Annotated in this window: 14 protein-coding genes; 13 read left to right on the plus strand and 1 reads right to left on the minus strand. The window is 45.5% G+C overall.

What is annotated here, in order from left to right; translation table 11 throughout:
- The first annotated feature begins 1 nt into the window (after nucleotide 1).
- Both OW255_RS07525 and OW255_RS07530 read left to right on the plus strand, forming a co-directional pair.
- Nucleotides 2-1315 (plus strand): acetyl-CoA hydrolase/transferase family protein, encoded by a 1314-nt coding sequence (locus tag OW255_RS07525; protein WP_268116221.1) that lies wholly within the window; start codon nucleotides 2-4, stop codon nucleotides 1313-1315.
- A 21-nt stretch (nucleotides 1316-1336) separates the two neighbouring features.
- Nucleotides 1337-1660 carry a hypothetical protein gene (locus OW255_RS07530; RefSeq protein WP_242842221.1) on the plus strand — a complete coding sequence of 108 codons (324 nt, stop codon included), beginning with the start codon at nucleotides 1337-1339 and terminating at the stop codon, nucleotides 1658-1660.
- Nucleotides 1661-1730: 70 nt separating this feature from the next.
- Here the strand turns inward: OW255_RS07530 and OW255_RS07535 are convergent, their stop codons facing one another.
- Nucleotides 1731-2018, minus strand: coding sequence for a NifU family protein (locus tag OW255_RS07535; protein ID WP_268116224.1), 288 nt, complete (start codon nucleotides 2016-2018; stop codon nucleotides 1731-1733).
- A 91-nt stretch (nucleotides 2019-2109) separates the two neighbouring features.
- Here OW255_RS07535 and OW255_RS07540 point away from each other — a divergent pair, with 91 nt between their 5' ends.
- The 11 genes from OW255_RS07540 to OW255_RS07590 are packed head-to-tail and all read left to right on the plus strand — an operon-like array spanning nucleotide 2110 to nucleotide 13374.
- Nucleotides 2110-3000 (plus strand): LysR family transcriptional regulator, encoded by an 891-nt coding sequence (locus OW255_RS07540; protein WP_024836527.1) that lies wholly within the window; start codon nucleotides 2110-2112, stop codon nucleotides 2998-3000.
- A gap of 20 nt (nucleotides 3001-3020) precedes the next feature.
- Nucleotides 3021-3746: a MaoC family dehydratase gene (locus OW255_RS07545; protein ID WP_268116227.1), complete on the plus strand. Its 726-nt coding sequence runs from the start codon at nucleotides 3021-3023 to the stop codon at nucleotides 3744-3746.
- 6 nt (nucleotides 3747-3752) lie between these two features.
- Nucleotides 3753-3989 carry an acyl carrier protein gene (locus OW255_RS07550; RefSeq protein ID WP_024836525.1) on the plus strand — a complete coding sequence of 79 codons (237 nt, stop codon included), beginning with the start codon at nucleotides 3753-3755 and terminating at the stop codon, nucleotides 3987-3989.
- A 19-nt stretch (nucleotides 3990-4008) separates the two neighbouring features.
- Complete coding sequence (locus OW255_RS07555; RefSeq protein ID WP_326498147.1) at nucleotides 4009-5085, plus strand: LuxE/PaaK family acyltransferase; 1077 nt, start codon at nucleotides 4009-4011, stop codon at nucleotides 5083-5085.
- Complete coding sequence (locus OW255_RS07560; protein WP_268116229.1) at nucleotides 5075-6286, plus strand: acyl-CoA reductase; 1212 nt, start codon at nucleotides 5075-5077, stop codon at nucleotides 6284-6286. Before OW255_RS07555 ends, OW255_RS07560 begins: the two co-directional genes overlap by 11 nt.
- On the plus strand, nucleotides 6273-7688 hold the full coding sequence (locus tag OW255_RS07565) for an AMP-binding protein (RefSeq protein ID WP_268116230.1): 1416 nt from the start codon (nucleotides 6273-6275) through the stop codon (nucleotides 7686-7688). The genes OW255_RS07560 and OW255_RS07565 overlap by 14 nt, the downstream gene beginning before the upstream one ends.
- A gap of 35 nt (nucleotides 7689-7723) precedes the next feature.
- Nucleotides 7724-8905, plus strand: coding sequence for an acetyl-CoA C-acetyltransferase (locus OW255_RS07570; protein ID WP_268116585.1), 1182 nt, complete (start codon nucleotides 7724-7726; stop codon nucleotides 8903-8905).
- Nucleotides 8906-8941: 36 nt separating this feature from the next.
- Nucleotides 8942-9718, plus strand: a complete 777-nt coding sequence (locus OW255_RS07575) for an enoyl-CoA hydratase-related protein (protein WP_268116231.1) — start codon at nucleotides 8942-8944, stop codon at nucleotides 9716-9718.
- A 43-nt stretch (nucleotides 9719-9761) separates the two neighbouring features.
- Nucleotides 9762-10601 (plus strand): 3-hydroxyacyl-CoA dehydrogenase family protein, encoded by an 840-nt coding sequence (locus OW255_RS07580; RefSeq protein ID WP_268116232.1) that lies wholly within the window; start codon nucleotides 9762-9764, stop codon nucleotides 10599-10601.
- A 19-nt stretch (nucleotides 10602-10620) separates the two neighbouring features.
- Nucleotides 10621-11910: a nickel-dependent lactate racemase gene (gene larA / locus OW255_RS07585; RefSeq protein WP_268116234.1), complete on the plus strand. Its 1290-nt coding sequence runs from the start codon at nucleotides 10621-10623 to the stop codon at nucleotides 11908-11910.
- 36 nt (nucleotides 11911-11946) lie between these two features.
- Nucleotides 11947-13374, plus strand: a complete 1428-nt coding sequence (locus tag OW255_RS07590) for an FAD-binding oxidoreductase (protein WP_024836517.1) — start codon at nucleotides 11947-11949, stop codon at nucleotides 13372-13374.
- The last annotated feature ends 5 nt before the right edge of the window (nucleotides 13375-13379 follow it).

Consider the following 13379-nt stretch of genomic DNA (forward strand, 5'->3'; position numbering starts at 1 on the left):
CGTGGACTGGAAAAAAATCTATGCTTCAAAGTTAAAATCCCCTCAGGAGGCTGTAAAAATCATTTGCTCAGGGGATACGGTATTAATCGGTCATGCGGCATCAGAACCGGATCTTCTACTTAGTGCCATGGTTGATTATGTAGTAGATCAGGATTTAAAAAATATCCATATTGTGCAGCAGCACGATATGGGAGCATGCAGGTTTTTTGAGCCTGGTATGGAAAAGCATTTTCGGTATACATCACTGTTTATCGGAGCCCGAAGCAGAAGCTTTGTTGCAGAGGGGAAGGGAGATTTTACCCCATGCTTTTTCAACCGGATTCCAAACTACGTGACGCAGACCGATTGTGCAGATGTATTTTTAGTAACACTTTCACCACCGGATGAACACGGCTATTGCAGCTACGGGCTTTCCTGTGATTTTGCCAAAGAAGTGGGGGAACAGCAAAATACAAAGGTCATCGCAGCGGTGAATCCTAATATGCCTAGGGTCATGGGAGATAACTTCATCCATGTCAGCAATCTGGAAGCAATCGTTGAAAGCAATGAGCCCATCCATGAACATGGCCGCCCAGTCATCGGAGAGGTGGAGGAAAAGATTGGGGAAAACATTGCAGGACTTGTCCGGGATGGGGATTGTCTGCAGCTGGGAATTGGAGCAATTCCCGACGCGGTCTTAAAATTCCTGGGAGATAAAAGGGATCTTGGCATTCATTCCGAGATGATCTCTGATGGAATCATAGACCTCTACGAAAAAGGAGCCATTACCGGGAAAAAGAAGAACATTGACCGGGAGAAGATGGTGGTTACCTTTATGATGGGAACCAGAACTCTTTATGATTTCGTCCATGACAATCCAGCCATCTGCATGATGCCGGTCAGCTATGTAAATGATCCCTTTGTCATAAGCCAGAATGATAATGTGGTATCCATTAATTCAGCATTGCAGATTGATCTTATGGGGCAGGTGTGTGCGGAAGCCATTGGCTTAAAGCAGTATTCAGCCGTAGGCGGTCAGATGGACTTTGTAAGAGGCGCTTCTGCATCAAAGGGAGGCCGGTCCATCATTGCCTTTGGCTCTACGACAAAGGGAGGAACCATTTCTAAAATCGTTCCGTTCCTTACCGAGGGGGCTGCAGTTACAACCAGCAGAAATGATGTGGATTACATTGTAACAGAAAATGGGATCGCTCGTTTAAAGGGAAAATGTCTAAGGGACCGGGCAAAGGAACTCATAAAGATTGCCGCTCCAGCATTCCGGGATGAGTTATCCAAAGAATTTGAGAAGCGTTTTGGAGAAGTGTTATTCGTTTAAGGAAGATTGGGGAGGGGATATATGAATATTGTCATGATTTCTAATTTGCTGGAAACCCTTATGATTGTATGCTTTGGCTTGTCTTGGCCATTTTCCATACATAAATCTTATGTTTCCAGAACGGCGAAAGGAAAGAGTCTTTCTTTTGAGTTTTTCATCTGGCTGGGATACATATTCGGGATTGTAAGAAAATTCTTGCTGTACAATGCGGACCCTACCGGGAATGACTGGCTGTTTTTCTTATCCTGGTTCTTCTACTTTTTGAATTTTGTTGAAATTACTTTCGATATGTATCTTTATAAGAGAAATGTAAGATTAGATAAAGAGAGAGAACTGGAGAAGTAAAAAATACCATGTTACGGCCCGGATAGGATTCCGGGCCAGGATAACATGGCAATTTTAGTATCTTTTTGTATTAAAGCTGATGATTAAGTATTTTATGTGCCATTGTAAGCAGTTCGGGATTGGTTTCTTCTACTAAAATGATATCCTTTATAGCAGGAAATGCCTGGCTGATCTCAAGAGAAATCAATTCCTCATTGGTACTGTGAGCGGCAGGACACCCGGAACATTTCCCGGTGAGCCGGACCCTTAAAACATCGTTTTCAAGGCTTAAAACAATAACATTGCCGCCGTGGGCCGCTAAAGAGGGCCGCACCTTTGCATCAAGAACAGATTCAATTTGTTTCCGTGTGATATCCATAGATAACCTCCTTTGCATAGTAGTCTATCAATGCATGGCCGGTTTGTCAATTGGGGTAACGATATCAATATCTTATGAAAGAAGTGATGGTATGACTGCCAATTTTGAACACTATAAAGTTTTTTACTATGTAGCAAAATATAAGAATTTTACCAGAGCGGCTAATGCCTTGGTCACAAGCCAGCCATCCGTTACATACTGCATGCAGAACTTAGAAAGTATGCTTGGGTGCAAACTGTTTATACGGTCCAGAAAAGGCGTGACTCTTACGGCAGAAGGAGAATTGCTCTACAGCTTTGTGGCTCCGGCCTGCAAGCAGCTGATGCAGGGAGAAGAAAAACTTCGGGAACTGATGGGGGAGCAGCATGATCATATCAATCTAGGGGCTACCCAGATGTCCATGCGTTCCTATCTGGTAGAGAAGCTTAAGATATTCCAGGAACAGTATCCTCAGGTGAAGTTAAATATCTTTAACTATAATACAGAGCAGACCTTAAGCGAATTAAAGGCTGGAAAGATAGACCTGGCAATTATCACAACTCCCATTGACAATGAACAGCGGTTAAAGGTGGTTGATGTAAAGCCCTTTAAGAGCATTTTAGTAGGGGGAGATAAGTATCAGGAATATGGAGAGAGGAAGATGTTTCTCTCAGAAGTGGTGAAGCTTCCTCTCATTACCATGTGCAGTACCTCTACTACCTTTGGTTTTCTTCAGGAATTTTACCGCTCCTGCGGCCTCACCATGCAGCCTGCCATTGAGGTAGCTACCATGGACTTAATCATACCGGTAATCAGAAAGAACCTTGGCATCGGCTTTGTACCGGAGGAATTTGCGATTCCCTTCCTGGAGAGAAAAGAAATCATGGAAATCAAGCTTCATGAACAGATTCCTGAGCGTAAAATCTGCATTGTCAGTGACGAGAACAGGCCTCTTAGCACAGCAGCCAGGGAATTACAAAACATGCTGGAGTGCCAGAAGTAGCCGGTTGTCTGGAGGATTTCATGATCATTGGAATTAAGTATTGCGGAGGCTGTAATCCATTTTATAACAGGGCAAAACGGGTGGAGAAATTCAGAAAAGACAACCCGGAACATGAATATGTAAATTCTGCTGAGGATATGGTCTGTGATTATTGGCTGGTGGTCTGCGGCTGCAGCCGAAGATGTGCGGATATAAAAAATCTGAACGCCCATAAGAAAGTAGTTCTGTTATGGGATGAAGAAAGCTTTCAAAGTCTTCAAGGGGAGCTGCGGGCATCAGGGAAAGAAGAACCGGAAAAAGCAAGGGAAAAAAGAATTCTTTCTCTTTGTGAAGAGGCATCCATAAAACGAACCATATCCAGGGAGGATGCAGAATGCTTTGCCCGGTTAACTGGAGATGAAAGTAAGCTCCATCTGGATGTGCAGACGGCATTAAAGGCTGGTTTTGAAGGACCTCTGGTACACGGAATGCTATTGGATTCCCTGGTCTCAGCCCTTATGGGGACCAGACTTCCAGGAAGTGGTACCGTCTATGTGGAGCACAATACCAGGTTCATTCGTCCTGTTTACTGGGGGGATACTGTGGAAATCACCGTCCGGTTCGTTTCCTTTGAGGAAGAGGATGACCATTATATGGGGCTTTTTTACGGAACCTGCAAAAACCAGCTTGGGCAGAGGATTCTTTCGGTAAGCTGCAGACAGAAGATGATGAAAACCCTATTTATAGTGGCAGGAGAAAAGGAGTGAGGCAGTATGACAAATCTGGAAACATACAACCGGCTGTTTATCCGGGATTTAAGGGTAAAGGAAGAGGACCTTTCCGGTCTTAAATACAGAGGAACCCGTTCCTGGGATTCTCTGGGACACATGGACTTAGTCGCAGACTTAGAGGAGGCGTTTGATATTCATATCTCTACATCGGATGTCATGAACATTTCTTCCTACGAAAAGGGAAAGGAAGTCCTGCTAAAATACGGGGTCGTGATGTAAAGGAAAGGAGCAGCCATTTATGATAGATTATGAAGGCATTCTGAAGAGAGGGCCGTTTTCTGTCACACAGGCTGAAAAGAGAAGGCTTTACGGAGAATGGCTGACAGAGCTTACGGAGCATCACAGACAGAACTGCAGCCCTTACGATCAGATGCTGACGAACCTGATGATTCCGCGTCTTAAAGATATGGAAGAGGAAGAAATCCCCATGGTTCCAGTAGGTATTTTTAAGGAAATGAAATTGACCAGTATCGGAGAAGATAAGGTGTTTAAAGTCATGACCTCATCAGGAACCAGCGGGCAGAAGGTTTCTAAAGTCTATCTGGACCGGGAAACAGCCGAGTACCAGCAACGGGCACTGGCAAATATCGGAAGCGATTATTTTGGAGATTCCAGGCTGCCTTTCCTGATCATTGACAGCCCTCAGGTATTAAAGGACAGAAACATGTTCTCTGCCAGAGGAGCGGGGATTCTTGGTTTTTCGATCTTTTCTTCCAGGCTCTTTTACGGGCTTGATGAAGATATGAACCTTGATTTAGAGGGGATAGAGAAATTTCTGGAGCAATATCAGGGGAAAAAGGTCCTCATCTTTGGTTTTACCTATATCATCTGGACCTGCCTTTATCAGGCACTCAAGCAATCCGGGAGAAAGCTGAATCTTTCAGACGGCATTTTGATCCATGGAGGCGGATTTAAAAAGCTGAGGGATCAATCCGTGTCTCCGGAAGAATTCAAGGAAAGGCTATGGGAAGTCACTGGATGCAGAAGCATTCATAACTACTATGGAATGGCGGAGCAAACAGGAAGCATCTATATGGAATGCTCCCATGGGCATCTCCATGCAAGTATTTATTCTGACATTATCACCAGAAGAGCCAGGGATTTTTCTATCTGTTCTCATGGAGAAAAAGGAATCATACAGGTGCTCTCACCACTGGCTCATTCCTATCCCGGTCACTCTATACTTACGGAAGATGAGGGTATCATTCTTGGAGAGGATGATTGCCCCTGTGGTCGTAAGGGAAAACATTTTAAGGTATGCGGAAGGATTCACCAGGCGGAAATAAGGGGGTGCAGTGACACCTATGAAGGCTGAGATTACCTATCTGGCAGGAGTGGAAAAACCAAAGGCAGAGCCTTCGGCCCCATTTGACACATTGGTTTTGAATTTTCTGGAGGCGCTTTCTAAGGAAATACGAAGGGATAGAGAATCATTAAAATATCCGGAAATGGCTGCATTTGGGTTCTGGATAAGAAGGGCTCATGTGGAGGAATTTAAAAAGCGGTATGAAGATGGCCGGGTCCGTATCGGCAGAGGTGTGGTTTTTCATATGGCAGCTTCCAATGTTCCCTTGCTATTTGCATACAGTATGGTCATGGGTCTGCTGGCTGGAAACAGCTGCGTTGTACGAATCTCAATCCGATGTCAGGAAGAGGATTTCAAACTATGTGAAATCATAGACAATCTTTTGAACATACCGCCATTTGCCTCTATAAGGGACCGAATTTCAGTTTTTTCCTGTGAAAGAGACCATGAAATGGTAAGAAGCTGGGCAGAGGCTTGCGATGGATTGATGGTATGGGGCGGTAATGAAACCATATCAGCCATTAGAAAATGGAATTTAAGGCCCGATGGAGTTTCCGTCATGTTTCCAGACCGGTATTCCATCTGTATTCTGGATCAGAAGAGCATCGCCAGAATGCAAGGAGAAGAATTAAGGAACTTAGCACACTCCTTTGTTAATGACACCTATGCCATGGATCAGAATGCCTGCTCCAGTCCTCGTTATATCATATGGAACCAAGGGGAAGAGAAAGAAGAGGCAGAAGCAGTTCACAGAATGTGGTGGGAAGCCGTAGAAAAGGAAGCTGTTTCCTATGATTTAAGTCCTCATAAAGCCACAAAGAAGTATGAAGCACTGTGCAGATATACCATGACAATGGAAGGCATTATAAAAACAGAGAGGTATGGTAATCTGGTTTATACAATTCTTCTGTCCGGGATACCCAAAGCTCCAGAAACGTACCGGGGAACCTGGGGATTGTTCTTTGAGTATCAGGGAGATTACCGAAAGGTTCTTAAGGAACTGGCAGTGAGTCAGCTCCAGACGGTGACCTATTATGGATTGGATTCAAAGGAACTCATGGATTATGTAATGGATCACCACCTTTATGGAATCCACAGAATAATACCTGTGGGAAATGCCATGAAGATGGATCTGATCTGGGATGGGCAGGATACGATTCGTATGTTGTCCAGGGAAATTATCCGGGAGGAAGAGCATGGGTCTGTTTGAAAACGAATTATTTTATGAAAAACGTTTGCTGGCAGAAGATGATGAGGGCGGCAGGGTATCCTATCAGGATTTAAACTCTTTTTCAGAGGAATTGATCCGGCGCGTGGGAGGAAAAAAGCTGATTTTTATTCTATGCGAAAATACCATAGGTTCCCTTCTTGGTTATCTTGGCTGTTTAAAAACAGGAGTTGTTCCCCTGATGCTGGAAAAACAAATCAATCCCCAGCTATTGGCCCGGCTGATGGAAGAATACTGCCCCGCCTTTTTATATGTGCCGGAAGACTGCCTCACAAAAACAGGGGAATGTGAGATTGTCTGGAGAGTCAAGGGATACTGTTTATGTGAGAGAAAAGCCTTTCATTCTCCCTCTCTTTACGGAGAGCTTTCCCTTCTTCTGACCACATCAGGAAGTACGGGAAGTCCCAAGCTTGTAAGGCAGAGTAAGGACAATATTGTTGCGAATGCAGAATCCATCTGTTCCTATTTGAAAATCCAGGAGAAGGAGAGGCCTGTCACCACGCTTCCCATGAATTATACCTATGGATTATCCATAATAAACAGCCATGTAAAAAAAGGCGCTGCCATTTATCTCACCACCAAAAGTATTGTGGAACGCCCGTTTTGGGATTTTGTAAAAGAAAGGGAGATTACATCCTTAGGCGGTGTTCCATATACGTATCAGCTTTTAAAAAGGATTGGATTTCTGGAAATGGAGTTACCGGAGTTAAGAACCCTGACTCAGGCAGGAGGAAAACTTCCAACGACTCTCCATAAAGAATTCGCGGTCTACGCCAAAGAGACAGGAAAGCAATTTGTGGTCATGTATGGGCAGACAGAGGCCACTGCGAGGATGGGATACCTTCCGGCTGACAGCGCTGTGGAGCGGTGCGGCAGCATGGGAGTTGCCATACCAGGAGGGAGATTCTGGCTGAGAGATGACATAGGAGAAGAAATCAAAGAACCTTTCGTCCAGGGAGAGCTGGTGTATGAGGGAGATAACGTAGCACTTGGCTATGCTTCCAGCAGAGAGGATTTGAAAAAAGAAGATGAATGGAATGGAATCCTTTATACGGGAGATATGGCAGAACGAGATGCCGATGGCTTTTATTACATAACAGGAAGAAAGAAACGTTTCATCAAACTCTTTGGCAACAGGGTAAACCTTGATGAGGTGGAGAGGCTTTTAAAGGAACATTTTGAAGGAGTTGATTTTGCTTGTCTGGGAAGGGATGACAGCCTGATCATTTATACGGATACCAAAGGGGAAGAAGGCTTTAAGGAGATCATGGAATATCTATATGAGATTACCGGGATCAGCCCCAGAGCCATGACGATCAGATCGGTGAGTACAATTCCTAAAAATGAATCAGGAAAAACCCTTTACAGTGAGCTGGAAATATAGAAAGCAAATAAACAGATCAAACAGGAGGTCTAATGATGGGGGAAAAGGTTGTTTTAGCTGGTGCATGCCGTACGGCAATCGGATCAATGGGAGGAGCTTTAAGTACAGTTTCTCCAAAGGATTTGGGGGCGGTAGTGATCCAGGCTGCATTAAAGCGGGCAGGGGTCCCGGCGGAACAGGTTGATTTTGTATATATGGGTTGTGTCATCCAGGCGGGGCTTGGACAAAACATTGCCAGGCAGGCTTCCTTAAAAGCAGGCATTCCCGTGGAAACTCCAGCCGTAACCGTCAATGTGGTCTGCGGTTCCGGATTAAACTGTGTCAACCTGGCGGCGGAAATGGTTCTCAGTGGAGATGCGGATATCGTGGTAGCCGGAGGAGCCGAAAATATGTCCATGGCTCCATATCTGTTAAAAGATGCCCGTTACGGTTACCGGATGAATCATGGTCAGATTGTAGATTCCATGATTAACGATGCCTTATGGGATTCAACAAACGATTATCATATGGGAGTCACGGCTGAAAATGTCGCAGAGCAGTGGGGGCTCACAAGAGAAGAGCTGGACCGCTTTGCAGCCTCCAGCCAGCAAAAAGCTTGTGCCGCACAGGAATCCGGTCGGTTTGATGATGAAATCGTACCCATAGAAATCAAAAAAAGAAAAGAAACCATAATTTTTGATAAAGACGAAGGTCCCAGACCTGGAACTACCTGGGAAGGTATTTCAAAGCTGAAACCAGCCTTTAAAAAGGAGGGAATCGTGACGGCAGCCAACTCCTCCAGCATAAATGATGGGGCTGCGGCCATTGTAGTTATGAGCGAAAAAAAAGCAAAGGAGCTTGGGATTAAACCTATGGCATTCTGGGAAGCCGGAACTCTGGCAGGTGTGGCCCCTGAAATCATGGGAGTCGGCCCGGTAGCTGCCACGAAAAAACTGTTAAAAAAGACGAATCATTCGGTAGAGGACTTTGATCTCATTGAGGCAAATGAGGCATTTGCAGCCCAGTCTCTGGCTGTAGCTCGTGATTTAAACCTTGATATGTCTAAAGTCAATGTTAATGGCGGAGCCATTGCCTTAGGTCATCCCGTGGGAGCATCCGGCTGTCGTATCCTAGTGACCTTACTTCACGAGATGGAGAAACGAGATGCGAAACGAGGGCTTGCCACCCTTTGCATAGGAGGCGGTATGGGCTGTGCCACCATAGTGGAGCGAGAGTAAATCCGTTACGATTAAAATGGAAAGAGGGGTCAGCTTATGAAATTTGTTACATACGAAGTGGAAGGCCAGACAGGATTGATTACCATTAACCGTCCAGATGCACTCAATGCCTTAAACAGTCAGGTGCTTGAGGAACTGGATCACATACTGGATGAAATAGATCAAAGCTCAGTAAGAGCACTGATTTTAACAGGAGCCGGAGAGAAATCCTTTGTGGCAGGAGCAGACATTGGAGAGATGAGTTCTTTTTCAAAGGAAGAAGGAGAGGCCTTTGGAAAAAGAGGAAACGATATTTTTAAACGCCTGGAAACCTTTCCGATTCCCATCATAGCGGCTGTCAATGGCTTTGCCCTTGGAGGTGGCTGTGAGCTCTCCCTAAGCTGTGATATCAGAATCTGTTCGGAAAATGCCGTATTCGGTCAGCCGGAAGCAGGTCTGGGAATCACTCCAGGTTTTGGAGGCACTCAGAGGCTGGCACGAATTGTAGGGCCAGGAATGGCAAAACAGATGATCTTCACCGCAAGAAATATTAAGGCAGAGGAAGCATACCGAATCGGCCTGGTGAATGCCATCTATCCCCAAAATGAGCTTTTGACCGAGGCGAAAAAAATGGCAAAAGGGATTGCAGACAATGCTCCCATAGCAGTGAGAAACTGTAAAAAGGCCATCAATGACGGTCTCCAGGTAGATATGGATCAGGCAGTGGTAATCGAAGAAAAGCTGTTTGGTGACTGCTTTGAAACTTACGATCAAAAAGAAGGAATGGGTGCATTTTTAGAAAAGCGGAAAGAGAAGAGATTCATGATGAAGTAATGTGATAAAAGCTGCATTGGTAGAGTGAAAAGGAGGTATTGGGATGAAAGTGGGAATTATCGGCGCAGGAACCATGGGCTCAGGAATCACCCAGGCATTTGCCCAGACAGAGGGTTATGAGGTTTGCTTATGCGATATTAACGAGGAGTTTGCGGCAAATGGGAAAAAGAAAATTGCTAAGGGCCTGGAACGAAGAGTGTCAAAAGGAAAGATTACACAGGAAAGTGCGGATGAATTGCTTTCCAGAATCACAACCGGAGTAATAGGCATTTGTGTTGACTGTGATCTGGTGATTGAGGCAGCCATAGAAGATATGGCAGTGAAAAAGCAGACATTTCAAAAGCTTCAGGAGATATGTAAAGAGGAGTGTATGTTTGTAAGCAACACCTCATCCCTTTCCATTACAGAATTGGGAGCAGGTCTTGACCGTCCCGTAGCCGGCATGCATTTCTTTAATCCGGCTCCGGTAATGAAGCTGGTGGAGGTCATTGCAGGTCTCAATACCCCCTCTGATATGGTGGAAGAGATCAAACGAATTGCAACCGATATTGGAAAGGTTCCGGTACAGGTGAAGGAAGCTGCCGGGTTTGTAGTCAATCGAGTCCTGATCCCGATGATTAATGAGGGGATAGGAATTTATGCGGAGGGAGTCGCTGATCCGTCTGGAATTGACAGCGCCATGAAGCTGGGAGCCAATCACCCTATGGGACCTTTGGAGCTGGGAGATTTAATCGGCCTTGATGTGGTTCTTGCCATTATGGAAGTCCTGCATTCCGAAACAGGAGATCCCAAATACCGTCCTCATCCCTTGCTGAAAAAAATGGTTCGGGGCGGAAAGCTGGGACAAAAGACGGGAAGCGGTTTTTACCAGTACGAAGGATAAGACATAAGGAGGAAAACGTATGGCAACAGTTAATCTTCCTTTTGGAAGAGACAAAATTAGTGTAACCATCCCTGACAGCAGATTAAACGGGATTCTTCTCTCAGGTGCCCACAGCTATCACCCTGATGGCGGCGAGGAAGAGATTGTTCGAAATGCTATGGAAAACCCCATAGAATCCCCACGGCTTAGAGCACTTGTTAAGGGGAAGAAAAACATAGTCATGATTGCAAGCGATCACACCCGTCCGGTTCCAAGCCGGGTGATCATGCCTGCGGTTATGGCAGAAATCAAGGAGGGAAATCCGGAGGCAACCCTCACTATATTAATTGCTACGGGATTTCACAGGCCCACCACAAGGGAAGAGCTCATTGATAAGTTTGGTGAGTCCATTGTGGAAAGAGATGATATCCGCTTTCTCGTACATGAAAGCCAAAAGGATGAGGATATGGTTTTCATCGATACCCTGCCTTCCGGCGGAAGGCTTTTAATTAACCGGGTTGCAGCAGAGGCAGACCTTTTGATTTCCGAGGGCTTTATCGAACCTCATTTCTTCGCCGGATTTTCCGGTGGCAGAAAGAGCGTATTACCAGGAGTTTCAAGCGGCGTGACAGTTATGGCAAACCACTGCTCGGAATTCATTGACAGCCAATATGCAAGAACCGGAATCCTTGAGGGAAATCCCATACATAAGGATATGATCTATGCCGCAGGCAAGGTGAATCTGGCATTTATCATCAATGTAGTGCTGGATGAGAATAAGAAGGTAATTAAGGCCTATGCAGGTCATTTTGATAAAGCTCATAGGGAGGGCTGCAAATTTGTAGATGTCTTATCAGGAGTGGATGCCCTTCCCGGAGATATTGTTATCTCCACCAATGGAGGCTACCCCTTAGATCAGAATATCTACCAGTCGGTAAAAGGAATGACAGCCGCAGAGGCAACCTGCAAGCCAGGAGGCGTGATCATCATGGCAGCAAGCTGCAAGGACGGTCATGGAGGAGAGTCCCTTTACGATACCTTTGCAGGGGGAGCGGATAAGAATGAAATTATGAAGCGTTTTCTTTCCACTCCCAGAGATAAGACCGTACCGGATCAGTGGGAATCACAGATTCTATGCAGAATCCTTCTAAAATATAAGGTCATCATGGTCACAGAGGCCCCCAGGGAAATGGTCCATGAGATGCAGATGGATTACGCAGACAGCGTGGAAAAAGCCATCTCCATGGCAGACGCCTATCTTGGAAGGTCTGACGGGACCATCACAGTGATCCCGGACGGGGTATCTGTAATCGTCAGAAATAAGGAATAATAAATAACTGATAACTACCGCAAAGGAGGCAGAAAAATGGAAGATGTAACTTACAATCAGGTTACTCCCCAGTTAATACAGGAGCTTCAGGCAATCGTTCCTGGGAAGGTCCATAAAAATGAAGAAATCAACGAGGACTATTTTCATGATGAAATGCCCATTTATGGAAAGGGAATCCCGGAAGTCGTGATTGAAGCCACCACCACGGAGGACATCGCAGCCATTGTTAAGCTGTGCTTTGAACACAATATTCCTGTGATTCCAAGAGGAGCAGGCACTGGTCTTACCGGGGCAGCCGTAGCCATTCATGGGGGAGTTCTTCTTGACATGAGTAAGATGAACAAGATTCTTAATTACGATGAGGAGAATTTTGTGGTCCGCGTCCAGCCTGGAGTGCTGTTAAATGACCTTGCTGAGGATGCAAAAAACAAAGGGCTTTTATATCCCCCGGATCCAGGAGAGAAGTTTGCCACGTTAGGAGGCAATGTCTCCACCAATGCAGGTGGAATGAGGGCGGTAAAGTATGGCTGCACCAGAGATTATGTCAGGGCTATGACTGTAGTCCTTCCCACAGGAGAGATCATTCATCTGGGGGCATCGGTTTCCAAGACCTCCACCGGCTACAGCTTAATTAATCTGATGATCGGATCTGAAGGAACTCTTGGCATCATAACAGAACTGACGCTTAAAGTAATCCCGGCTCCCAAGGAAACCATTAGCCTGATTGTTCCTTTTGAAAATCTGGAGGACTGCATCGGCGCCGTACCAAAGATATTCCGGGCAGGCTTAAAGCCTCAGGCTCTGGAGTTTATGGAAAAAGAAATCGTTCTGTCTTCCGAGCGGTATCTGGGAAAACACGTATTTCCAACAGAGGTGGAGGGCGTGGATATTGGCGCGTACTTACTCATTACCTTTGATGGTGACAGAGCAGATCTTTTAGAGGAGCTTTCCGAGCAGGCAGCAGAGGTGGTACTGGAAGAAGGGGCTGTAGATGTTCTGGTGGCAGATACTCCCATAAAGAAAAAGGAAGCCTGGGAAGCCAGAAGTACTTTCCTGGAAGCCATTGAAGCAGAAACAAAGCTTCTGGATGAGTGTGACGTAGTGGTTCCGGTCAACCAGATTCCATCTTATCTTTCATATGTCAAATCACTGGAAGACCGGTACGATTTTACCATTAAGAGCTTTGGTCACGCAGGAGACGGAAACTTACATATCTATACCTGTGCCAATGAAATGGATGAGGCTGAGTTTAAAAAGCAGGTAGCAGAATTCATGGATCTGATCTATAAAAAGGCAGCCGAATGCGGTGGAATGATTTCCGGTGAGCACGGCATTGGTCACGGCAAGATGGAGTATCTGGCAGCGTTCGCAGGAGAGACCAGCATGCGCTTAATGAAAGGTATCAAGGAAGTATTTGATCCTAAGATGATCTTGAATCCAGGGAAAATCTGTTATAAGCGATAACCAAA

Source organism: Lacrimispora xylanolytica, from assembly GCF_026723765.1.
Taxonomy (GTDB): Bacteria; Bacillota; Clostridia; order Lachnospirales; family Lachnospiraceae; genus Lacrimispora; species Lacrimispora xylanolytica.

What these genes read in the sequence shown, in the direction of transcription:
- OW255_RS07530 (WP_242842221.1), top strand. Translation starts at nt 1,337, where the DNA reads ATGAATATTGTCATGATTTCTAATTTGCTGGAAACCCTTATGATTGTA.
- OW255_RS07535 (WP_268116224.1), bottom strand. Translation starts at nt 2,018, where the DNA reads ATGGATATCACACGGAAACAAATTGAATCTGTTCTTGATGCAAAGGTG.
- OW255_RS07540 (WP_024836527.1), top strand. Translation starts at nt 2,110, where the DNA reads ATGACTGCCAATTTTGAACACTATAAAGTTTTTTACTATGTAGCAAAA.
- OW255_RS07545 (WP_268116227.1), top strand. Translation starts at nt 3,021, where the DNA reads ATGATCATTGGAATTAAGTATTGCGGAGGCTGTAATCCATTTTATAAC.
- OW255_RS07550 (WP_024836525.1), top strand. Translation starts at nt 3,753, where the DNA reads ATGACAAATCTGGAAACATACAACCGGCTGTTTATCCGGGATTTAAGG.
- OW255_RS07555 (WP_326498147.1), top strand. Translation starts at nt 4,009, where the DNA reads ATGATAGATTATGAAGGCATTCTGAAGAGAGGGCCGTTTTCTGTCACA.
- OW255_RS07560 (WP_268116229.1), top strand. Translation starts at nt 5,075, where the DNA reads ATGAAGGCTGAGATTACCTATCTGGCAGGAGTGGAAAAACCAAAGGCA.
- OW255_RS07565 (WP_268116230.1), top strand. Translation starts at nt 6,273, where the DNA reads ATGGGTCTGTTTGAAAACGAATTATTTTATGAAAAACGTTTGCTGGCA.
- OW255_RS07570 (WP_268116585.1), top strand. Translation starts at nt 7,724, where the DNA reads ATGGGGGAAAAGGTTGTTTTAGCTGGTGCATGCCGTACGGCAATCGGA.
- OW255_RS07575 (WP_268116231.1), top strand. Translation starts at nt 8,942, where the DNA reads ATGAAATTTGTTACATACGAAGTGGAAGGCCAGACAGGATTGATTACC.
- OW255_RS07580 (WP_268116232.1), top strand. Translation starts at nt 9,762, where the DNA reads ATGAAAGTGGGAATTATCGGCGCAGGAACCATGGGCTCAGGAATCACC.
- larA (WP_268116234.1), top strand. Translation starts at nt 10,621, where the DNA reads ATGGCAACAGTTAATCTTCCTTTTGGAAGAGACAAAATTAGTGTAACC.
- OW255_RS07590 (WP_024836517.1), top strand. Translation starts at nt 11,947, where the DNA reads ATGGAAGATGTAACTTACAATCAGGTTACTCCCCAGTTAATACAGGAG.